Below are 24,341 nucleotides of genomic sequence, written 5' to 3'. Positions count from 1 at the left end.
TCACGCATACCCTATCACAAAGACCCCCTTCTTCCTTAATAATCAAACCCAGTCTTTCACGCATACAAAAAGAGGGCTGTTCCCCACTATGGAGAACACCCTCTTTCTTATTGCTATACGAACTATGCTATCCGCCTACATTAGCCGCTAACACAAGATGACTAGCTGCCTGTTTAGTAGATAGCAGTATTCGATTGCATCACTTACGCAGCATTAGCCTTCTTCTTCGTACCTTTGCGGCTAATTTTGCTAACCGCCTCATAGACAATCGGCACGATAAGAAGTGTAAGCAATGTCGAACTCGTCAATCCACCGATAACCGTTACACCAAGGCCACGGGAAATGACGCCGCTGCCCTCCATACCAATCGCAAGCGGAATCAATGCGCCGATTGTCGCGATTGCCGTCATCAAAATCGGACGAAGACGCGTTGTTGCCGCTTCAAGCAAGGATTCACGTACGGAATATCCTTCTTCTTCCTTCTGGATAACACGGTCGATCAATACGATTGCATTCGTTACGACAATACCGATAAGCATGAGCATACCGATAAGTGCCGAAACGCTAATGGTCTCTCCTGCAATAAACAACGCCACAATCGCGCCGATAATCGTAAATGGCAAGGAGAACAAAATTGCAAACGGTGCTAGACCGCCGCCAAATGTAATAACAAGCACCAAGTATACGATAGCGATTGCAGCGATCATCGCGATACCAAGCTGCTTGAATGATTCTTCAATGTCAGCCGTTACCCCGCCTGTAGAAATTTCTACGCCTACAGGAAGCTTCATCGCATCGATTTCTTTTTGCACAGCAGCAGATACTTCCGCTACATTTGATCCAGTAATTTTGCCGCTGACGTCTAGAACGAGACGGCCATTTTTACTTGTAACCGTGTCCGATGTTGTTCCTTCGTTCAACTCGACAACGTCCTTCACTTTCACTTTCGTGCCAAGTGGAGTTGTAAGCTCTCGGTTCAACAAATCATCGACAGAGTTTGCCTTCTTTTCTTTCACTTGCAAGTATACGTTCAGCTCTTCGCCGTCTTTCTCAACGGTCGTCAACACTGGACGCTCTCGCTGTTGGCTAAGTTCCATGCCGACTTGAGCAGATGTTAAGCCATATTGGCTTAGCTTCTTATGATCAATCGCCAATGTATACTCTTCATACGCATCAGACAAGCTGGACTCGACGTCCTTCAAACCTTCAACTGTAGACATACGCTTCTCAAGGTCTTCAACAACTGGCTTCATCTTCTCCATGTTGTCACCGAACACGTACATCTTCATGTCGCTGCCGCTAAATCCGCCCGTAGCGAAGTCCATTTGACCCCACTCACCTTTCGGCGTCTTCTCCTGCAAGTCTGGTATAACATTCTCTTTCAGTTCTGTGAAATTAGGCGTGTCTGGGTTGTAGCTTATGAAGAACAACGCCTGATTACGAGCTCCCGGGCTCATCGGGTTCTCACTGCCTATTGAATACTGCACTACATCTACATGCTCATTACCTTGGAAATACTCTTCTGCCATTGTAGCCGTCTTCTTCACATCTTCCAGCGTTTGGCCTGCTTCCGGATTGAAGGTTGCGATAACCATCTTCTGTTCCTCGGAAGGCAGGAAGCTGACGCCAACGAATGGTGTAAGCATCAAGCTACCAACTAGCAATGCCACCGCAATAAGCGATGTAATCACTTTATGATTCAAAGACCATTGCAGCGTACGTTTATAAGCCAAAGCCAGACGGCCTGGGTTATCTTCGTGATGCTGATGCTTGTCGCTAATTCCATGCTTGAACATTTGATGCGCCATCATTGGCACGATTGTAATGGCTACAAGCAAGGAAGCAAGCAACGCGAATACAATCGTCAAACCGAATGGCAAGAACATTTCACCGACCATCCCCGATACAAGACCAAGCGGCAAGAATACCGCAATCGTTACGATCGTGGAGGACAAAATAGGCATAAACATTTCTTTCGTTGCTTCACGAATGAGATCGAATCCTTTAAGCTTCTCCTGCTTCAAGGACATACGACGATAAATATTTTCAACAACAACGATGGAGTCATCGACAACGCGTCCAATCGCAACGGTCATCGCACCAAGCGTCATGATATTAAGCGTAATATCCATTTGATGCAATAAAAGAACAGCAATAAGCAAGGACAAAGGAATCGATACAACCGAGATTAGCGTTGTACGAAGGTTTCGCAAGAACAGCAAAATGATAAGCATAGCGAAACCTGCACCGAACAAGGCTTTGCTCAACATCGTGTTAACAGAGTCCTCAATCGGTTTTCCTTGGTCAGATGTTGAGATGAACTCCAAATCCGGATATTTTGCTTCAAAGTCCGCAACGACAGCTTTCACAGCGTTTACGACTTCAACCGTATTCGCGTCTGCAGCCTTAACGATCTGCATACCAATTGCATCTTGACCATTCGTACGGGATACGGACTCCGCTTGACCCGTCAGCTTAATATCAGCTACTTCACTGAGCTTCACTGTCGGCATCTTTATATTCGCAGTTGCCTGACCTTGCGCAGTAGGAGGAAGCGTCTGAGCACCTGCACCAGCGCCTGCGTTAGGTTGACCAGCTGCGCCCGGCATTGCTCCCATTCCAGCTCCAGGCGTCGCTGGCTGTTGTCCACCAGTGCCTGCACCGACTCCGCCCATTGCAGCCGGATTGTAAGGAATCTCAAGATTACGGAGCTCTTCCAATGTTGTTAATTTGCCATCGACAACAACGGATTGCTCTTTTTCACCGAATTGGTACAATCCTAACGGGAAGCGCACATTAGATGCTTGCAGCAGTCCACGTACCGTATCCTCTTGCAAGCCATATTTCTTCATCTGATCGCCTTTGAACGTCAGCTGTACTTCATCAACTTGTTGACCGGAAACTTGGATGCTGGCAACGCCATCGACACCTTCCAGCTTCGGCACGATTTCTTCTTCTACTTGCTTCGTCAACTCTGCGAGCGATTGCTTGTCGTTCGCTGCACTGAGTGTAATAACTGGGAATGCACTGAAGCTCATACGAGATACTTTCGGAGATTGCACGCCTTCAGGCAAGCTAAGCTCAGCCATAATGCTCTTCACTTCTGCTTCTGCCTTCTCCATATCTGTATCGAAATCATACATAATCGTAATTGCAGATGCATTTTGGAACGATGAGGAATCTACGGTTTCGACTCCCTGCAAGTTCTGTATCCGCTGTTCGATCGGCTTCGTGACTTCATCAGCCACTTCCTGCGGAGCAGCACCTGGATAAACAGTCGTTACCGTTACGACAGGTGTCGTAATATCCGGCAGTGTCTCCATCTTCATTTGCGTTCCTGAGTATAGACCTGACACGACCACAATGATCGTAATCAACCACAGGGCAAACTTGTTTTTCAAAGAAAAATTAATAATACTGTTCAACGTCTCTCCTCCACTCCTGTTTTGCTCTCTTTCCTTATCCTTGGTTACGGCATGATATCCATAACAGAGATATGGTTATTTATAGAGTTGAACAAACATAAAATTGACTTTTGACTGACTAGTCATAATAATTTAAAATATAACTGACCAGACAGTCGGAGTCAACTAGTGGAGGATGTTACATCTTAAGTGGCAGGTAAAGCAGCTTCCTTATATAGAATGAACGTTGACGAACAGAACATTCACGTCATAATAAAAGGTACCAGACATAAATAGGAGCGTATCCAATGAAGGAAAAAGAAAAATGGTTGATCGAGGCTGGTATGAAGCTTTTTGCGCGCAAAGGCGTATTGGCTACATCTATCCAAGAAATCGCTACCGAGAGCGGCATTTCCAAAGGCGCTTTCTACTTGTACTTTGATTCTAAAGAAGACCTGCTGCTAGCTATATTCCGGTATTACTACGACCTTATTAATACCAAAGTTAACGAAGTAGGACAACATATAGAGGACCCAAAGGAACGGTTCATTCGTCAGCTCCAAGTTCAACTGGAGGAAATTGAAAAGCATAAGGAGTTTATCGTGATGCATGCACGCGAGCATGCGATTCCGTTCAATCAAGATATTGCACAATTCGTGTTTACGATGCGGGATGAGATGTTTTCCTTTTTCCGGAACCACCTGATTCGTATTTATGGGGAAGAGCGTGTTCAAGCCTATGTAACGGACCTTACTCTGCTCTTGCAAGGCATGATGCAGGTATTCTGTGAAATGATGCTGCTCCACAATAAACCAAGCGATCTTGCAGAATCGGCTGCTTATATGATACAGCGCGTCGAACATCTGCTGGAAGGCTTCGAGCGTTCCGGTGATAAGCCGATTTTCGAATCTTATTGCAATCACAGCATGTGCTTATCGTACGCAACTGCCCCAGCCGATCCGAAGCAGCAATTACTGCAAGAGATTCATACGCTGGCAAAAGAAGCAGCACATACGGCCGAAGACGAGCATCTTCGCATTACATTGGATGTGCTGAGCGAGGAACTGTCAGCTAATGAGCCGCGGCTTCCCATCGTAGAGGGCATGCTGTACAACTTACGAAATTATGAAGCGATGGCACCTATTATTGAAAAAGTGCACAACCAATTCAGCACCTCTTCTGACTCAGCTAAATGAAGATAAGGCAGTCATGCTGATAAGATACCATTATGGATGCAAAGACCATTCTTTTAAAAATAAAAGAGGCGAAGAAACCTACCCGTTCCCTCGCCTCATGCTTTACTTATTCATATAAACTGATTGTCCAGAAAATAGAGTGCGGACGCAATGTGCGGCAGGTCAAGCTTGTACATTTACAATTACCCCTGTATCCGAACTTGATTGCGTCCCGCTTGCTTGGCTTCGTACATCGCTTGATCCGCTAGCTGAATCAACAGGCTTTCTTGTTCTTCCTGCTCAGGCTGTACCTTCATCGTAAAGCTGCCCAAGCTGCAAGTCACGACTGAAAATGCTGGCGATACATTGTGCATAATGCCTAAATGTTCTACAGTTAAACGCACAGATTCAGCAATGACAGCTGCCTGTATTTTATCTGTCTGCGGTAAAATAATCGCAAACTCTTCACCACCATAGCGAGCTACGATCGCATTAGAGTCGGATAATGCATCTCGCACCGCATGGGCAATACGCGTTAAGCACTCGTCTCCCTGCTGGTGACCATACGTATCATTGTACAGCTTGAAATAGTCGAGATCGAACAGCATGAGCGTTAGCGGCGTACTCTCTTCAGAAGAAGTTTGCCACTCCCGCTCTAGTACTTGATCGAAATAACGGCGATTGTATACGCCTGTCAAACCATCCCGGAACGAGAAATCTTTCAATAAATGGTTTGCCATTTGCAGCTTCTCATTTGCTTCTTTCATTCGCTGCTCTGACACAATTCGTAACGTAACATCGCGGTAAAAGATCGAGATCCCTTCTTCTGTTGGGTACATTCTCGTCTCTAGCCAACGCTGCTTCGGCTCATCGAACCAAAGAAATTCTGTTCTGACCTTTTCCGTCATTGTCCTCATACTATGCTCATACCATTCTGTGTCTAGCAGATGCGTATTATATACCCAAAAGTGCTTACCCTTTACTTCCGAAAAAGAAATACCCTCAAATTGCTCCGCACTCTTATTTGCAAACATATATCTCCAATCATTGCTCAGTGCAATGAAACAATCCGATAAGCTGTTTAACGTGTTATTGAGATGTGTCTGTGACTGTTTGAGTTGAGCTTGTGAACGCGTCAGGCGAATATAGAGTTGGTTCACCTCAAAGAACAGGACAGCAAGTGCAGCCGTAGCAGACAACAGCGCATTAAAACGCGCCATATACCAGCCAATGCTATATCGTTCGCCTGCGTACAAGGTCAGAATCACATCTAAACAGAACGTAAATACCGATAACGTCAACCAAATATGCAGCACACTGTTGAATTTAGTCCTCAGCAGCAGTATGGTAAAAGCCATTACATTTAAGACAGCAACAGCAGGCCCTATCCCAGAATAAACAAGATTTTCATAATTATGCCCATTTAAAAATGCCGGAAGCTCAGCGCGATAGGAGTACAGCAAATAAGTCACTATAACAACGACAAACCCTGTTCCTAGCAGCATGCCTCCCCGCAACCATTTCTCCTTGCTCAGTTTTATTGGCTGACCATCATTGTTACTGTTCAAATTCAACGAATATAAAATAATACCAATGGGATAGCCAATATGCCATACCAACCATAACCAGAGGGATAGTTGCTCTAAATTGCCTACCCAATAATACGGCAGTATACCAGGAAAAGTAGCGGCATGCGGAATAACGATAAGCGCAGTAAATAAGAAGGTCGCGGATAAAATGAGCAAAGGCTTCTCACCAGATGCTCGATACTGTATGTAGAAAAGATGGGAGGTTACAAAATCCCCAATCAATACCCATGCAATGAAGAGAGGATAAAAGGCATTTACTTCTAGAAAATGGTTCTGCGCATAGGGGAGAACAGACATTGACAGACCAATGATCAACAAGCCAACAACAGTTGCAATGACCGTCTGTTTTCGTGTTGGCGGTAACTTTAACAGAGTTGCCAATGGATCCTTCATATCTGACATTACTCGTTCAACCTTTCTTCATCATTAGTTGCTGCATTTGAGTTTGAGTTTACTCAAACAACATGGCAACCTGAGTATGACTTGTTTTCGCAATTCCTATTTTCCCCGAAATGTAACTTTTATCTTACTACAAGGAAGTTGCAGTGTACACCTACAGCCACGTCAGGGTTAATTCTCATTTTGAATATTGAATATTTGCTTTCGTTATATGAAGTTACTTTGCATATGTACATACTCAGCCAACTTTATGACAAAGCTATTGACTGCTGAAGCACAGCCCTATAGAATAAGTGAAATTATATATATCACTATCTCGTATAGGGTCGGAAATAAGGTCCGGCTGTTTCTACCGAACTACCTTAAATAGTTTGACTACGAGGAAGGATCAGGCTGCTCCCGAGCTGAACAAGCTTGTGGAATGCAATCGGCGATTCATATAGACAGCAGACTAGAAAGGCAGTGTTTCGTATTAACGCCGCAGCCTTCTTCGGTTTGTCTTGTTGATCTACCTATTTTGGGATAGATCGAATCTGTTGACCGACGCAGAGATGCAGCCGATATTTCCTTCTACTCCAGTCAAACTCTAAGTGTTCATTTGATACGCTAGAGTTTTTTTCATTTGGAGGGGAATTGCAAGTGACAACAGGACAAACCGAACAAGAAACAGCCATGAAACAGTGGATTGCTGCTGCTTCCAAGCGTGAACTGGCAGATATCGTTATTCGCAATGGCCGCATCGTAGATGTATTTCAGCACGAAATTAGAGAAGGCGATATCGCAATTACGAACGGTCGCATTGTCGGTATCGGCGAATATGAAGGCAAGCAGATTATTGATGCAGAAGGACGCTTCATATGTCCTGGCTTTATTGATGCCCATGTCCACATTGAATCATCGATGGTAACCCCCTCGGAATTCGCACGTGTGGTGCTGCCGCATGGAGTAACTTCTGTCATCACAGACCCGCATGAAATTGCCAATGTGAGTGGTACAGCAGGTATTCAATATATGTTGGACGCTTCCGAAGGACTGCCGCTTGATGTGTATGTTATGCTTCCATCTTGTGTACCTTCTACACCCTATGAACATGCTGGAGCTGTGCTGCAAGCAGATGCATTAGAGCCTTTCTATCATCACCCTCGAGTGCTTGGATTAGCGGAAGTAATGGACTATCCTTCCGTGCACAGTGGTGAGCCAGATATGGTACGCAAGCTAACTGACGCTTATGCGAAAGGCAAGCTTATTGATGGCCATGGTGCTGGGCTAAGTGGTGAGCAGATTGACGTTTATCGAGCAGCAGGCATACGCACGGATCATGAATGCGTATCTGCTGAGCAAGCACGAGAACGTCTTAGCCGCGGCATATATGTGCTGCTGCGAGAAGGCTCGGTAGCCAAAGATGTACGGAATCTCGCTTCCGTTGTTACCCCTCACAACGCACGCCGCTGCTTATTCTGTACAGATGACAAGCATTTGGACGAGCTTGTACAAGAAGGCAGCATCAACTGGAATATAAAGCTTGCGATTGAATCGGGCATTCCAGCGTTGACTGCCATTCAAATGGCAACATTGAATGCTGCGGAGTGTTATGGTCTCAGTACGAAAGGAGCTGTCGCTCCCGGGTATGATGCTGATCTGCTATTTCTCGACCATCTAGACACAATAGACATTAGCCATGTATTTAAAGCTGGTGAGCTTGTCGCTTCTAATGGAAAATATGTAGGTTCAAAATTGACGACTACGGCTCCTCCGTCTGCTGTATTGAACAGTGTTCGATTAAATCCTGTACAAGTTGAGCAGCTGAGCATTTCTTTGCCTGAACACAGCTCCTGCTCTATTATTGGCATTCAGCCTAACAGCCTATTAACCGAGCATCTCGTTGAAGAGGTAACCATCGTGAACGGTTGCTTCCAACCTTCCGTTCAAGCCGATCAACTGAAAATGGCCGTTCTTGAACGTCATCATCATACAGGCCATATTGGACAAGGTATCGTAAAGGGCTTTGGCTTTAACGCTGGTGCAATTGCATCGACTGTTGCCCATGACTCCCATAATCTAGTCGTCGCAGGCACGAATGATGCTGACATGCTAATTGCAATTAATGAGCTTCGTCAGATAAACGGTGGACTTACGGTCATCAAAGATGGACTCGCACTTGCCACTTTACCGTTACCGATAGCAGGTTTAATGGCAACACAGCCCTATGAGGAAGTATTGGAACAGCTCGAGCAACTCCATCATGCATTGGAGCAAATCGGAGCTTCGACTGACTTTCATCCATTCGTGACCTTATCCTTCTTATGTCTGCCTGTCATTCCAGAGCTCAAGTTAACGGATATGGGGTTGTTTTCATTCGAATCCTTTAGTCATATTTCTATATGGCAGACACGCTCGTAAGAGCCTTACGATTATGACTATGCCACTTATTCTTATTCACCGAATCCGCCGGAATATACGATTATTAAGCGAATTCTAACTAACAAAGGCGCCCTTGTGCAGGCGCCTTTGTTTATTTATATGCTCCATATCAATAAGAAATAAAGACAGGAACCCACGTAATATATCCTCTTCCTGTCCCCCATCCACCTCCGGGTTGACCCCCACCAGAGTGGCCCGGTTGACCTGGTTGGCCCCAGCCGCCGCCATGATGCCCTCCACCGTGGTGGCCTCCAGGCCAACAAGCTGGATGCCATGGTTGCCATGCGCACCATGCAGGCATACCATGTCCTGGTGTTGGCGGCCATGGCCAAGGTCCGGGACCGGAGCTTGGACCTGGACCAGGTCCTGGGCTTGGGCCAGGGATTACTGGACCCAAATAGGACAGCCCGCCCAAGTCAGCAAGATTTTGATATTGTGTCTGTCCATTGATATCTATCGTCACGGTTTTTGTTGCTGGATTATAGTTAAGAAACTTCCACGTCACATAGCCTGGGAATCCAATAACGGTTGATCTAAAATAATGTCCAAAGAGCAGCCAAGCCGGGATCAATCAGTTGTGGCATTGCCATTGTCAACACTCCTCTGTCGATTCACTAATTATAGTTAGGTTAGTTATATGCCTATCCATACAGAGGCGTGACAATGAACTATTTATATGCGGGCTTTTTCAATAATTCAGGCACAGTTACTAGCTCTATCCCCTGATCACGCAACTGCTTGATGATTCTTGGGAGAGCTTGAATGGTTCCGCTCAAGTCTTCGCCCTCTCCACCAGCAGAATGCTGAAGCACAATAGAACCGGCTTTAACATCGCCCATTACATTGGCCACCACTTGATCCGCATTCAGACCCTTCCAATCCAATGAATCGACATTCCAATTCACAATGGATATCTTTTTGCTAACGAGCCACTTGATCTGTTCCTCAGTAATATTGCCGTATGGCGGTCTAAGGTACCGCATCGTCTTGCCTGTCAATTTTTTTATCGTCTTCTGGGTATCCACTACTTCACGCTGGAATGCGGTGTTCGATACCTTCGCCAAATTCGGATGATTATACGTGTGATTTCCTAATATATGTCCTTCTTTTACGATACGATCTATTATATCAGGATGCTTCTGCGCCCTGTTGCCAACAACGAAAAACGTCGCCTTCACTTTATATTCATTCAGTACATCGAGAACTCGCGGTGTAAACAATTGATCAGGAGCATCATCAAATGTTAACGCTACACGAGGTGGTGTTGATGGGCCTGAGAAATGAAAATTCGAACGGTATTTTTTACGGAGCTGTTCAAGTGTCAGTGATTGCGTATTGCGGTTCTTACTTTCGGATCCGCCAGCAAGCTCTGGCGCTCCATTGGGTACAAGCTTGTACTCTTTAATCGTATTATTTTTAACAGACTTCGCCTGATTGGTATTCGATGTTTCATTTGTACTGGAGTTGGAGTAACAGCCTGCTGTCATCACAGCGAAGAGAAGAATCGTAAATAAGCCTTTCCGCAAATATCCTTTTCGCACCATATTTTCATTGCCCCCTAAATGTATATAAGGTTACAATTCCCCAATTATGCGAGGTTCATAAATGGAAATCCCTTGCTAAATATCCCCTACTCTACTGTTCCTTGTAGATTTTTGACTTTTCATTCTTTTAATTATTACCATGATAAACATACTTCATTTCACAGTTATCTAGAGTTGATATTCAATATAATCCATAATTCCTCTTCTACTCTCATTTTCAGAAAACAATCCTATAAGAAAATATAAAAATGTATAAATATTAATATTTCAGAACAAAAAATCATTACTATTTTCTCTTTGTAAAAAAGAATTAATTGTCAAAAAAGTCTACTAATTTTGAATTTTTATGCAAAAAAATATTTATAAATACCTCACAAATTATTAATTTCAAAAAAATTACACAGGAACTTATTGACTATTTTTCAAACGATGTTATTCTAAAAGTGTTCAGAATATTTGGCCAATTTATCCTGAAAATAACACAAAAAACCACTTACAACGAAGGAGTACACCCGATGAATCTAAAGAAATTCCTCACTACATCTCTTCTTTTCTCCATGTTGTTCACAGTTTTAATCCCATCTCTTAATGCGGCTGCGGCTGCTCCCGTCGAACAACAAGTTGTAAATCAAAATGACAACGCTTTCTCCTTGGTTAGTGAATTAAAATTCGAATCACAACCTGTAGCTGCTGCACCTTTAATTATCATTGTTATGAGAGCTGCCGCTTTGGCATATGGGACTAAAAAAACATATGATAGAGTAACAGAAGCCATAGTAGAAAGTGCAATAAATAACCATTTTGATGTACCAATGTGGGCAAACTATAGCTACAATGTAGCTGAAATAAGTGTACAGGGGAAAAATAAAACGATTAATTTCGAATTCGGAAATTCAGGTTATGGCATGGAACATATTTTGTCTAAACATCATCCTAAATACTGGACTGGACTAGGTTATGGAGAATATAATTCTTTCTTTATAGACAGTACTTCAATCGGTGATATCGTAACCATCGTTAACACGGTTGTAAATGAAAGCGCTGCAAACAAAAACAAGGCTGTATTGGCTTCTTTGAGTAAAGAAAATACGGCAATTGATGGCACTTGGAACGGTGATAAATATCGAGTTGTTCTTGATAAAGATTTAGATGTTATCACGTGCTATCCTTTAGGTTGGAATGTTGCTGATTCTGAATAATTAATATATTCTTTGGGCTCAATAGCAAGTGCCATACAAAACTTGCTATTGAGCTACATCCGTGAAGAAAGGAACTTGTCATGTATAAAATTGAATCTTATCTGGTCTTACCTCATGAAGAAATTTTACAACTCGGCTCGTGTACAGGGTCTATTTATGAAACTTATCCTGAAAAATGTTTTGTAAATATAGAACAAGAAACAGATATGTTGAACTTATTAAAAAAGCCTATGTATGGCGAAGATAAATTCAACTCGTTAGTTACAATTAAATATAATGACACCTTCCTAATTGGTTATAAAGCATGGGGAATGAAAGTTTGGAGCTCATATATTAATATGATTTTCTATTACCTGACTGAAGGCAACTCAAAAGCTATGTTTGGGGTTAATCCTACAGTATTAGAAATGAAACCATTGGGATCCCATAAATCAAGTATTTCACTTAGATTCGACGAAGTAAACGATAACAAAGTCATATACACTTTTACTGCAAATGATGAAGAAATTATAATCGCTCTTTTAAATTCCGCCAATCACTATATTAATAAAATGCAGGAGTATGGCTTCAATATTCAAACTGAGTCTATGAAATTTAAAATCGATAAGAGCTTTGATATTATTCACACTAGAGGAGTGTCACAAAATTGAAAAAGATCAGAGTACTTATGCTATTTGTATTTACGATGCTTCTCTCAGCTACTGCAGCTAACGCTTCCATCATTGATCCAGCGCACAATTCTTCTCTTAGAGAAACGATGATTTCTAGCCCTGATACTGCCATTACACAATATCTAGAATCTGCAGTTCGGGGAGATTTCAATACACTATCCTCTCTATCCAATGATGCACGCTACTCAAATGATTATCAAAAAGAAGCTCTATACGAGCAAACATTAGATAATTCAAGCAAAAAACCTATATCCTATCAAATAATCAATTCCAACCCCTTAGATGGCGAAACACATCAGTATTTAGTAGAATTAAGATTTGAAAACAGTGGTGTGTCTAATATTCCATTTGTACTAAAAAATTCTCAGTTCGGATGGAAGGTAAATATATCGAAACAATCTATTGATGAGAAACCGGGATATTCCCTTATAAATGAAGGTAATGTAGCAATGCCCCGAGCTGCTTTTGCCGCAGTAAGCAATGCTAGTTGCAAATGGAATTTCTGGGGGCGTGTTGATGGTAGAACATTTGATTCGAAATGTTCAGGGTTTTCTATTAACGCACCTTCACTCAAGGTTCTGTTAAATCTTCAACAATATAATGATAAAGGCGATAGTTACGAGCCTATGATCAAGTATGAAATTGTTGAAAGTAATTGGTGGTCAGATGATACTTGGGGCTATACAGATATTATTGGCACTAAAAAAGGAAAGGCGTATCAAGAGCATGTTTATGGTGATAAACAAACGGCAACGGATGTTTATATCAGATTCACAACTCATGACACCTCCCCTGATGTCGTAACTACTCTAGCTGGATTTGGTGAATTATATGACTCATAGTACATAAAAGATATACAAATGCATGTAACAAATGCATAAAACCCCCTAGTTGGCTGTACAGCGAACCAGGGGGTTTTTTATTGCAACATATCACTTTATACAGCTTGACCTTCATCTGCAAACTGGCTGTTGTACAAGCCCGCATAGAAACCGTCTCGCTCCAATAATTGTTCGTGCGTACCCTGCTCGATCACACTACCCTTGTTCATAACAAGGATGAGATCTGCATCACGAATCGTGGACAGTCGGTGAGCAATAACGAAGCTTGTTCTGCCTTCCATTAACGTGTTCATCGCCTTCTGGATATGAACTTCTGTACGCGTATCAACGCTGCTGGTCGCTTCGTCCAGAATCAATATTCTCGGATCAGCAAGGATTGCACGCGCAATGGTAAGAAGCTGCTTTTGACCTTGGGAAATGTTCGAAGCTTCTTCATTCAACACCGTATCATAACCCTCTGGCAACGTACGAATAAAGTGGTCAGCATGCGCCGCCTTCGCTGCTCGGATAATCTCATCCTCAGAAGCGCCTACACGGCCATACGCAATATTGTCACGGATTGTACCATTGAACAGCCACGTATCCTGCAATACCATACCGAACAAGCCGCGTAAATCTGCACGCTTCATTTCATGGATAGGTACGCCATCAATCGTAATCTGTCCACCGTTAAGCTCATAGAAGCGCATGAGCAAGTTAATCAAGGTTGTCTTGCCTGCTCCCGTAGGACCGACAATAGCAACCGTCTGACCTGGTTGCACCTGCACGTTCATATCCGTCATCAACAATGCATCCGGCTTGTAACCGAACTGTACGTGATCGAAGACGATAGCCCCGCGTGGCGCTTCCAACTGCTTCACTTTATCGGAATCAGGACGCTCTTCTTCTTCATCTAACACCTCGAATACGCGCTCTGCTGAAGCGATCGTCGATTGAATCAAGTTCGCAATGTTTGCTGCTTGAGCCAAGGGCTGTGAGAACTGTCGAGTATATTGAATAAAGGCTTGAATATCACCAATTTGAATCGTACGATTTGTTACGAGCACACCACCAACGACACAGACAAGGACATATCCAATATTGCTGACGAAACTCATTAAAGGCATAATCATACCGGACATAAATTGCGCGCGCCATCCGGCATCGTATAGGCGATCGTTCACCTCATCAAACTTCTGAAGCGACTTCTCTTCACGGCCAAATGCCTTCACAATTTGATGACCCGTGTACATTTCCTCAACGTGAGCATTCAATTCACCCAATGAATCCTGTTGGTTTTTAAAATGCTGCTGTGAGCGGCCCGCAATTTTCTTCGTTGCGATAACACTGAGCGGCAATGTTACCAACGTGATTAAGGTTAACAGCGGACTAATCGTAAGCATCATAATGATAATACCGATAATCGTAATTACCGATGTAATCAATTGCGACAAGCTCTGCTGCAAGGTTGTACTAATATTATCTACGTCATTCGTAACCCGACTAAGCATCTCGCCATGCGGCTGTTTGTCATAATAGGATAGTGGCAATCTTGCCAGCTTACGATTTATTTGTTCACGCAAATCGTACACGACTCGCTGAGCAATTCCTGCCATCACATACTGCTGAACATACATAAACAAGGCACTAAACACATACAGCACAACAAGAATCATTAGAATGTTCCAAATGTAATCAAAGTCGATTCCTGCACCAGGAACCCCATTCATCATATTCATAAGCCCTTCGAACAATTTCGTAGTGGCATTACCCATAATCTTCGGACTGACAATCGAGAACAAAGTTCCCAATACAGCCATAAAGAAGACGATAATAAGCGACGTTCTACTCGGTTTCAAATAACTAAGCAAACGACGCAGTGTACCTTTAAAGTCCTTTGCCTTCTCACCAGGAACAGCCATGCCAGGTCCCATAGGGCCTTTCGAACCTTGATGTCCTTGAGGGGATCGTTCTTTTTGCTGACTCATGCGATCTCCTCCTCTGTAAGCTGGGATGCTACAATCTCCTGATATACTTCGCTTGATTTAAGCAACTCTTGATGCGTACCGATGCTTGCGATTTTACCGTCATTCAAAACAATGATTTGATCAGCATCCATAACCGTACTAACTCGCTGAGCAATAATAATGAGTGTCGCTTCTTTTGTCTCTTGCTTCAAAGCAGCACGCAGCATGGCGTCCGTCTTGAAGTCCAATGCAGAGAAGCTGTCATCAAACAAATACACGTCAGGTCGACGTACTAGCGCTCTCGCGATAGACAAGCGCTGCTTTTGACCCCCTGACAAGTTCGTTCCGCCCTGAGACACCATCGTTTCATAGCCGTCACCCATTGCTTCAATGAAATCAGCTGCCTGGGCAACTGCAGCCGCATGACGTACTTCTTCATCTGTAGCATCGTCTTTACCGTGGCGAATATTTTCAGCAACTGTACCTGAAAATAGCACTGCTTTTTGTGGGACGAGACCAATCTTATGCCGTAAATCTCCCTGTTCTAGCTCACGGACATCGACACCACTCAAGCGGATAGCCCCTTCGCTTACATCATAGAAACGAGGAATTAAGTTCATCAAGGTAGACTTACCAGATCCTGTACCACCAATTATTGCAGTAATCTCACCTGGGCGAGCTTGAAAACTAATGTCACTAAGTGCAGCTTCTTCTGCACCAGGGTAACGGAATGTAACCTGATCAAACTCCAAATATCCCTTCTTACCTACATCCGCAGACTTAGGCTGTTCTGCATCTGTTAGCTCTGGCTTCATATCAAGCACTTCATTAATACGAGCTGCGGAAGCAGACGCACGAGGGATTAACACGAACACAAGCGAAAGCATAACGAGCGAGAACATAATTTGCATTGCATATTGAATAAAGGCCATCAAATCTCCGACCTGCATACTTCCACTCTCAATACGAAGACTGCCGAAAGCAATAATTGCGATGGTCGTCAAGTTCATAACTAACATCATAACTGGCATAAGCAAAGCCATAATACGGTTGACTTTGATCCCTGTATCCGTCAAGTCACGGCTAGCCTCTTCAAAGCGCTTCTGCTCATGCTCGACACGATTGAAGGCACGAACAACGCGAATACCTATCAGCCCTTCACGTACGACAAGGTTGAGCTTATCAAGCTTCACCTGCATCGCTTTGAACAGCGGAATACCTTTGCGAGCAATGAAGAAGATAACAAGCGCCAACAGCGGCAATCCAACAGCCAGTACCATGGTAAGCGGACCGTCTTTGGATACCGCCATAATAAGTCCACCGATACACATAATAGGCGCCATCACCATAATGCGCAGGATCATAACCAACACTTGCTGAACCTGGTTAATATCGTTGGTTGTACGCGTAATCAGAGACGACGTCCCCACTTTGTCGAACTCCTGCAAAGAGAAGTTCTCTACATGCCGAAATACATGGGCACGTAAATCTTTACCGAACCCAACTGCTACTTTGGATGACCAATAACTGGCCCCAATGGCACAAAGCATGCCACCTCCAGCAATCAGGAGCATCAAGCCGCCCATTTTCCAAATATAATTAACATCACCCGTAACAATGCCTGTATCCACAATATCTGCCATTAACGTTGGCAAATACAGCTCTGATAACGTTTGTATAAAGACGAGTGCGAGTACGATTGCTGTCGGAAGACGATAAGCCTTCAAAAAGCGAATCAGCTTCATCATAATGATCCATCCCCTACTTCAAAATCCATTTCTCTTACTGTTTGTCTTACTTATCCATACAATTCTTGCGCTCGGCATTTTCTTGCTGGTAGTAGTCAAACACCTTCATTAATAGCTCGGCAAGGCGCTCGCTATCTACTAAACCAAGATGATCAAGAAGCCCATTGAACGACTCCATAAATCTCTTCTTAGCCTCTGCTGCGATTTGCTCTCCATCAGAGGTCAGCTTCACACGAACTACCCTGCGATCCTCCGGGTCCATATATCGCTCAACCCAACCACTCTCTTCCAATCGATTAATAATCTGAGTAATGGTTGGAGATGTAACCTGAAGCAGCTGGCTTATATCGGATACCCGCATCGCCTTCTCTCCTTCAAGCTGCGTCTTTTGGATACAGAACAGCACCGTCATATCGCTGCGCTTCTGCCCATCTGACGTTTGCTGCTGCCATTCCGCACGCTGAAATTGCCGAAATGACCTCATTAACTTCTGTGATACTTCATCTCTCCTCGACTCATTTCCCTTTTCACTAGACATGATTGCCACCCCAGTTCTCTATTCTTTAACTTCTTCAAGTAATTACGTTATTATTAGATAAATAACTAATTAATTAGGTCGCCTATCTATTAGGTTACCTAATTATATGACCACACCAATTCCATTGTCAAATCCAAAGAAAAACATACGAAATAACCCCCAAATCTCAAGATAATCCGTAGATTGGAGGTTATTTACGTTTATTTAGTTCGTCAGCCACACCTGCATAAGCGAGAATAACTGCTCCATATTAAGCGGCTTGCTTATATAATCAGAAGCGCCAGCATCCAGACATTTCTCTCGATCCTGTTTCATTGCCTTGGCTGTCAACGCAATAATAGGCACATCATCATAGCCATGCATTTGTCGAATACGCGACATGGCCTCGTACCCATCCATCACAGGCATCATGATGTCCATAAGAATTAGATCCACCTGTTTATTCCTATGAAGTTCATCCAGCGCTTCCTTACCGTCATGGGCTGTAATGACCTCAACGCCTTCCTTTTCCAATCGATTCATCAATGCAAATACATTTCGCACATCATCATCGACGACAAGGATGCGTTTACCTTGGAACAAGTAGGCTCTACCCGTATGCTCGCTGTTACCGCTGTGGCTATCACGGGAAGCATCCTCTTCTTTGTTAGAATAATGTTGAGGACGAAGAGGCGTCTCCATTGCAGCAGCAGCCTGATGATAGTTCAACTCTTGTTGTACAGCCTTGCCAGCCTCAGCATCCGTCAAAGAAGGAATGTATACGGTGAACTTGCTTCCTTCACCATGAACGCTGCTTACCTCGATTATACCGCTTAATAAACGGCATAGCTCGCGACAAATAGATAGACCCAATCCTGTTCCGCCATATTTACGATTCGTGTTGCCATCCGCTTGACGGAATGCATCGAATATCATGGCCTGCTTATCTGCTTCGATACCAATACCTGTATCCGTTACTTCAATGGCTAGCCATGATGATAAATCAGCTCGCACTCCTGCCTGTACCACTTTCTTACACTCTTCATCATCCAAGCCTCGCAAATGAAGCTCAACAGAGCCCTGCGAAGTAAACTTAAATGCGTTGGAAAGCAAATTGCGCACAATCTGAGTCAGTCGCTGTTCATCCGAATACACCACTTTAGGTGCAGAAGAATGATCGATATTCACTTGGAAGGAGAGGTTTTTCTGCTCTGCCATAGCTGTAAACTGAGCTCTCATATTATCGCCAAGCTCTAATGGACACATTGCTTCGATGAAAATATCGAGCTTACCTGCCTCAACCTTCGATAAATCGAGGATATCATTGATCAGATTCAACAAATCGGTACCAGCTGTATGAATAACACGAGCATACTCCTGCTCCTCTGTAGACAAGTGTCCTTCCTGGTTCTCATGAAGCATCTGAGACAAGATAAGCATGCTATTCAGCGGAGTCCGAAGTTCGTGAGACATATTTGCTAGAAACTCCGATTTATACTGGGAGCTTCTCTCCAACTGCAACGCATACTGCTCCAATTCGATTCGAATCTGCTCCAGTTCATTCGACTTCTGTACGGCATTGCGATTCTGCTCCTCAAGCTGCTCATTGGTCATGCGCAGCTCTTCCTGCTGCATTTGCAGCTCCTCCGATTGGGACTGCAACTCCTCGGCCATAGCTTGTGCTTCTTGCAGCAAGCGCTCGATCTCCATCCTACTTTCGACGCTATTAATCGTTCCACCAAAGGAAGAGATGATACTTTCCACCAGCTTCAACTGCTTAGGTTGGAATACATCCACCGTAGCAAGCTCAAGCACAGCAATGATTTCACGCTCATACTCAATCGGTGCAATAAGAATACTACGCGGTTTGCTCTGTCCAAGGGCAGACGACACCTTGATGTAATCATCGGGTACATCATGAATAACCATTAGTCGATGATCAGCAACAGCTTGACCAGCAAGCCCTTCTCCTATAGAAAAGGATGCAACACCTACATCTGATTGAGCTCCTGCATAGCACGATGCCTTAACATAACGTGAATGCGCACGTCTTCCGACTCTCGTATACATCACTCCATAGGAAGAACCGGTTAGTTCAGACATTTTTGTAATGAACGTCTTAGCCAACGTCTGCATATCCTCTACCTCTTGATACATCTCCATCACTTCGGCCAAACTAGACTGAATCCAGTTCTGTTCCGCATGTGTATCAATAAGCTGATTCGTCGCTGTCGCCAGTTCTCCAATCTCATCATTGGTTTCTGCTTGAAGTCGATCCGTGTAGTCTCCCTTTTTGGAAGAAATGTAATCAATCGTTGTGGTTACTTCTTTGAGCATCGTCACGATTGAACGAGAAATGATAACGCCCGTACCGAGAGATACCACCGTAAGAATAATGAATAGAGCATACATTCCCCATTCCAATATGTTGCTTTGCTTCTCTAATTCATTGACCCGCTCCTGTGTAATTCGCTGCTCCTCCGTTTGAAAATCAACAAAGTGTTTGCGCAGCTGGTCTACATAACGCTTGCCTGTCATATTTTCCTGAAGCAAATCATTGAACGCACTCTGTCGTTGATTTGCAGGCTGTGCAAGCAACGGTTCACCGAACTCTTCAATCCAACTCTTAAACATCGAATGAATCGAATGAAGCCGCTCTACTTGCTGCGGATCTGAAGCCACGAGATTATAGAGCTGTTCCCAATCTTTCTCCCATTGACTCAACGCAAAGGTATAGGGCTCCAAGTAAGAACCATCATCTGAGAGTAAATAGCCCCTTAATCCTGTCTCCAGATCGAGCATATGCTTCTCTACTTTATGGCTCAATAAATGAACTTTCATATCGTTATTAACGATGTTATCCGTTTCATTTTTGATCGAACTAACTTGTACATTCACGCCTACAATAGAAATAAGTAAAAACACTAAAACTAAGACATAGCCTAGCAAAATCTTCTGACGTATTGTCATTTTTAATTTATGCAAAAAATAGCCCCTCCTAACTACCTGTAATAGGGTCAATCTGTGCGTACATGAATACCTTTAGAATAAGGTCACGTATGATTATACCTGTAATCGCCTTAAAATGAGATAAATTGAGATAATTTTTACAAGAGTAGGAATAATCCTTAATTTAGAACCATGCCTCATGCAGCAAGCGAACGCCTTCTTCAATTTCTCGTTCTGTCAGTCCTCCAAATCCAATCAGCAGTCTCGTTGCTTGGCTCCGTTCCCGGTTTATCCAGAAGCGAGATGTTCCATAAACGCGCACGCCTTGGTTGGCCGCAAGCTGAATAAGATCTTCTTCGGTATAATCGCTATGTACTTCTAACACGACATGAAGACCCGATCGGTGACCGATAACAGATGCCTTCCTCCCAAAATAACGGTGAATGCACTCGACGAGCAGCGCATGTTTCTTCTGATACACCTTTTTCATTTTGCGCAGATGTTTCTCCCAATGACCTTCTGCCATAAATCGTTCCAGTGTATGCGTATGAATCGTAGAAACGGTAGGCTCTAATTCGCTTACCCGCTCTCGGAAAATGGGTACAAAGCGTTCGGGAAGTACCATATAGCTCATGCTAATGCCATACAACAGAGCTTTGGAGAAGGTACCCATATATACAACACTATCTGTTTTATCCAGCCCCTGAAGCGCAGGGATTAAGCAGCCTTGATAGCGGAATTCACTGTCATAATCATCTTCTATAATAAGAGCCTGCTGCTCAGCCGCCCATTGCAACAACTTCAAGCGCTTATTAACAGACATAATCATGCCTAATGGGAACTGATGCGAGGGGGTAACGAACACAAGCTTAGCCTCAGATTGCTTAATTGCATCTACATCAATTCCATCTTCTTGGAGTAAGATAGGGGTAATCTGATAGTTCTGATGAACAAATGCTGACTTAACCCCATTATAGCCCGGCTCCTCCATCGCGACTTCACGATGATCGCCGCCAATTAACTGACAGAGCAAGGTCGTTAACTGTTGAATGCCAACACCCATAACGATCTGTTCAGGCCTGCATTTCACACCCCGTGAATACCGCAAGTAACTAGCTAACTGGAGGCGCAATCCATACTCTCCTTGGGGATCACCCTCTCTGGTCAGCGCTTTTGTGTTTGCCTGCATCGTCTGTAGAGAAATCCGATTCCATACGGAGTAAGGAAAATAACGCATATCTGTTGAGCCATTGCGAAAATCAATCCGTATCTTACTCGTAGTATCTGGCCTGTTCAAAGAAAGCGGTTCGCGTAATTGTTCTTTCATTTGCTCTGCCCTAGCTTTCTGCTCGGAAAGCAAGTAATCCTGCTCCAGATCTACTACGTACAAACCACTTCGTGCTCGACTCTCTGTATATCCTTCTGCGGTCAATTGCATATAAGCGGCTTCAACTGTGTTTCTACTAATGTGCAAATGTTCAGACAGTTGACGAATGGCAGGCAGTCGAGTTCCCGCAGGCAGATGTCCATATGTAATCTCATCTCGAATATGCTGATACAGCTGAACGTAATAGGGAATATTGCGATCACGGCGCAAATCTACCATCAGCTCTAACATAAAAGGTACCTCCTGAACTTATTCGCCTATTATTTCGTAAAACGAATGCATTCTTCCCTTCCATGTATTATTGACCCTACTATAAAAACCGAAATTGACCCTAACAATTAGGGTCAGATCTTCGTATACTAAAAACCAACCAAATAATCCTCTATCCATGAAGTAAAAGATTATCTACATGTATCTATCATATCACATACATCTACTATGCTGCTTTAAGGGGGACACCATACACGATAAAGATATAGCTTTCACAAGCGAAAAGGATATATTCTCCGTCGTATTGATATTTCTTAAGCAATATCAGCCGATTTGGAGCTTTTCACACTGTAGGGCTTCTTTTTTACCTTTCCATGCCAAAAAAACTACTGTTACAATATACATAGTTACTAATTACGTAACGATAACTGTCGGAGGATCATACAACTATGGGCTGGTGGCATCAGGCAAGAAATGATGTGAAGCGATGGAATCGCAATATTAAGCTTTTTTTCCTTTCCAATATGCTTTATCAGTTCGGAAGCGGCATGTTTATGGTGCTGTACAACTTATACATACAAGCGCTTGGTTACGGAGCTGACATGAATGGCAGTATCGTCAGCATTCAATCACTAGCAACGGCATGCATGTTCATTCCCATTGGCTTGGCAGGCGATCGGCTAAGCCGCAAACATATTCTTATTATCGGCGCTCTGCTGACCGGACTTAGCTTTATGGGGCGCTCTTATGCAGAAGATCCTCTTAGCTTGCAGACCTATGCGGTCATCACAGGTTTATTTATTTCTTTTTATCAAGTTATCGCCATTCCATTTTTAGCTGAAAATGTGAGTAAGTCGGAGCGATTATCGCTGTTTAGCATTCACTTTTCAGGGGTGCTTGCTGCACAGGTGGTCGGTAGTATCGCTGGTGGATATGGTGCCGATATGCTGCAAGCAATCGGCTGGAGCAAAATTGATAGCTTGCAGACTGTCCTTATGCTTGGCGGCGCTGCCACTGTTGCTTCTTTCCTCCCGCTTCTCTTTATTAAAGAGAAAAAGAAGGAAACAGCAGAAGTTAGGCTTCGTCCACAACCAAAGCTCGTTGAGAAGGATAGCTATGTATCATCTGACGGAGATGATTCTTCATTATCTATCCCGACGACCGCTGCTGTCTTAACTCCTGAGCAGACGAAGCGAAGCGATTGGATCAACATCAGTCAATTCACAACGGCCCAACTGCTAGTCGGCCTCGGTTCAGGCTTGGTTATTCCCTATTTAAATATGTATTTTACTGATCGATTTGCAGTATCACTGACAGCGGTCGGGCTACTCGTTTCATTAGGGCAAATTATGACGATTGTCTCCATGCTAATTGGCCCTACACTTGTTGCCAGAGTGGGGCAAGTACGAGCCGTCGTTATTTTTCAACTGCTATCCTTACCGTTTCTATTACTAACAGGCTTCACAACGATGTTCACCATCGCCGCCTTCAGCTTCCTGTTCCGTCAGGCGCTGATGAATGCAGCTAATCCGATCCAGTCTGCCTTAATGGTGGAACGAATCTCGGATGCACGGCGTGGAATTGCTAACTCGTTTACGCAGACTGCTTTTATGCTCGGTTGGGCAACGATGGGTCCCGTGCAATCCGCAATATTAAAAACCTACGGTACATATTGGGGCTATGCAGTTACATTCTGTATTACAGGAATCCTATATATTACTGCCGCTGGCTTGTTTTACTACGTGTTTCGAGAATCTAAGCAAACGAAAAATGAATCCCAAGTGCTCAACTAAACAACGTTTCGCTGTGCGCAATAGCTTAAGAAAGAGAGCGATAGCGCTCTCTTTCTTTCATTTTTCAGCATAATTATATCGCTTAAACATATGTATAAATGAGGCAATACCTATCCAACCCGAAATCAGCTGTACATCACTGCGCTTGTCGAATAATGTCGATATGCAAATTATTTTACTATTTATCAACAAAGTTGTTGTAAGCGTAACCAAAACTTTATACAATGAGAACAATTAAAAATGGAAACCTAATAGACATCTAGAAATTCTCCCGTAATACCTACCTTTTCAAATCATTTCTATCATTCTTACCATGACTTACTCACCATGACCTTCACACCTACCTACATAACAAACTGTTTCTCAACTCTATTCATTTAAGGAGGTGGTGCCCCTCTTTGAGCGGGTATACCTTAAAACTTTGCCGCGTCTTATCGGTAACGTATTAGCATGAAACAAGTAATAAAGTATCTGTAACAGAAGAACGAACCTATTCGATTGATGAATATCTCCTAGCTCTAGCACCTAAGAAGGGAACCCCTTATTT

Annotated in this window: 15 protein-coding genes and 1 riboswitch; of the genes, 6 read left to right on the top strand and 9 right to left on the bottom strand. The window is 43.5% G+C overall.

Annotation, left to right across the window (positions count from 1 at the left end):
• Positions 1-203: 203 nt before the first annotated feature.
• A complete protein-coding gene (locus NQ117_RS12965; RefSeq protein ID WP_258278450.1) occupies positions 204-3,425 on the bottom strand; it encodes an efflux RND transporter permease subunit in 3,222 nt (1,073 codons plus the stop codon).
• Positions 3,426-3,712: 287 nt separating this feature from the next.
• Between NQ117_RS12965 and NQ117_RS12960 the strand changes: the two genes are divergently transcribed.
• The gene (locus tag NQ117_RS12960) at positions 3,713-4,600 is read left to right on the top strand and encodes a TetR/AcrR family transcriptional regulator (RefSeq protein WP_258278449.1); all 888 of its coding nucleotides are present in this window, start codon (positions 3,713-3,715) and stop codon (positions 4,598-4,600) included.
• 182 nt (positions 4,601-4,782) lie between these two features.
• Here the strand turns inward: NQ117_RS12960 and NQ117_RS12955 are convergent, their stop codons facing one another.
• Positions 4,783-6,570 (bottom strand): diguanylate cyclase domain-containing protein, encoded by a 1,788-nt coding sequence (locus NQ117_RS12955; protein ID WP_258278448.1) that lies wholly within the window; start codon positions 6,568-6,570, stop codon positions 4,783-4,785.
• A gap of 293 nt (positions 6,571-6,863) precedes the next feature.
• A riboswitch (purine riboswitch) is annotated at positions 6,864-6,965 on the top strand.
• Positions 6,966-7,239: 274 nt separating this feature from the next.
• On the opposite strand from NQ117_RS12955, the gene ade reads away from it, so the two are divergent.
• The gene (ade, locus tag NQ117_RS12950; protein WP_375163075.1) at positions 7,240-8,967 is read left to right on the top strand and encodes an adenine deaminase; all 1,728 of its coding nucleotides are present in this window, start codon (positions 7,240-7,242) and stop codon (positions 8,965-8,967) included.
• 130 nt (positions 8,968-9,097) lie between these two features.
• Here ade and NQ117_RS12945 read toward each other — a convergent pair whose 3' ends face one another.
• Positions 9,098-9,493 (bottom strand): hypothetical protein, encoded by a 396-nt coding sequence (locus NQ117_RS12945; RefSeq protein WP_258278447.1) that lies wholly within the window; start codon positions 9,491-9,493, stop codon positions 9,098-9,100.
• Positions 9,494-9,656: 163 nt separating this feature from the next.
• On the bottom strand, positions 9,657-10,532 hold the full coding sequence (locus NQ117_RS12940) for a polysaccharide deacetylase family protein (protein WP_258278446.1): 876 nt from the start codon (positions 10,530-10,532) through the stop codon (positions 9,657-9,659).
• Positions 10,533-11,047: 515 nt separating this feature from the next.
• Here NQ117_RS12940 and NQ117_RS12935 point away from each other — a divergent pair.
• From NQ117_RS12935 to NQ117_RS12925, 3 genes are all read left to right on the top strand, one after another.
• A complete protein-coding gene (locus tag NQ117_RS12935) occupies positions 11,048-11,731 on the top strand; it encodes a hypothetical protein (RefSeq protein ID WP_258278445.1) in 684 nt (227 codons plus the stop codon).
• 80 nt (positions 11,732-11,811) lie between these two features.
• Positions 11,812-12,381, top strand: coding sequence for a hypothetical protein (locus NQ117_RS12930; RefSeq protein ID WP_258278444.1), 570 nt, complete (start codon positions 11,812-11,814; stop codon positions 12,379-12,381).
• Positions 12,378-13,244 carry a hypothetical protein gene (locus NQ117_RS12925; RefSeq protein ID WP_258278443.1) on the top strand — a complete coding sequence of 289 codons (867 nt, stop codon included), beginning with the start codon at positions 12,378-12,380 and terminating at the stop codon, positions 13,242-13,244. The genes NQ117_RS12930 and NQ117_RS12925 overlap by 4 nt, the downstream gene beginning before the upstream one ends.
• Positions 13,245-13,339: 95 nt before the next feature.
• Here the strand turns inward: NQ117_RS12925 and NQ117_RS12920 are convergent, their stop codons facing one another.
• From NQ117_RS12920 to pdxR, 5 genes are all read right to left on the bottom strand, one after another.
• Positions 13,340-15,211: an ABC transporter ATP-binding protein gene (locus tag NQ117_RS12920; protein WP_309137876.1), complete on the bottom strand. Its 1,872-nt coding sequence runs from the start codon at positions 15,209-15,211 to the stop codon at positions 13,340-13,342.
• The gene (locus NQ117_RS12915; RefSeq protein ID WP_258278442.1) at positions 15,208-16,938 is read right to left on the bottom strand and encodes an ABC transporter ATP-binding protein; all 1,731 of its coding nucleotides are present in this window, start codon (positions 16,936-16,938) and stop codon (positions 15,208-15,210) included. The genes NQ117_RS12920 and NQ117_RS12915 overlap by 4 nt, the downstream gene beginning before the upstream one ends.
• Before the next feature lie 46 nt (positions 16,939-16,984).
• Positions 16,985-17,476, bottom strand: a complete 492-nt coding sequence (locus NQ117_RS12910) for a MarR family winged helix-turn-helix transcriptional regulator (RefSeq protein ID WP_258278441.1) — start codon at positions 17,474-17,476, stop codon at positions 16,985-16,987.
• A 204-nt stretch (positions 17,477-17,680) separates the two neighbouring features.
• Positions 17,681-20,440 carry a response regulator gene (locus NQ117_RS12905; protein ID WP_258278440.1) on the bottom strand — a complete coding sequence of 920 codons (2,760 nt, stop codon included), beginning with the start codon at positions 20,438-20,440 and terminating at the stop codon, positions 17,681-17,683.
• Positions 20,441-20,588: 148 nt separating this feature from the next.
• On the bottom strand, positions 20,589-22,022 hold the full coding sequence (gene pdxR / locus NQ117_RS12900; protein ID WP_258278439.1) for a MocR-like pyridoxine biosynthesis transcription factor PdxR: 1,434 nt from the start codon (positions 22,020-22,022) through the stop codon (positions 20,589-20,591).
• Between the two features lie 428 nt (positions 22,023-22,450).
• On the opposite strand from pdxR, the gene NQ117_RS12895 reads away from it, so the two are divergent.
• Complete coding sequence (locus NQ117_RS12895) at positions 22,451-23,794, top strand: MFS transporter (RefSeq protein ID WP_258278438.1); 1,344 nt, start codon at positions 22,451-22,453, stop codon at positions 23,792-23,794.
• Positions 23,795-24,341 lie beyond the last annotated feature (547 nt).

It is taken from the genome of Paenibacillus sp. SC116 (assembly GCF_024733555.1).
Taxonomy (GTDB): domain Bacteria; phylum Bacillota; class Bacilli; order Paenibacillales; family Paenibacillaceae; genus Paenibacillus_B.
This window is presented reverse-complemented; position numbering and strand designations above follow the sequence as displayed.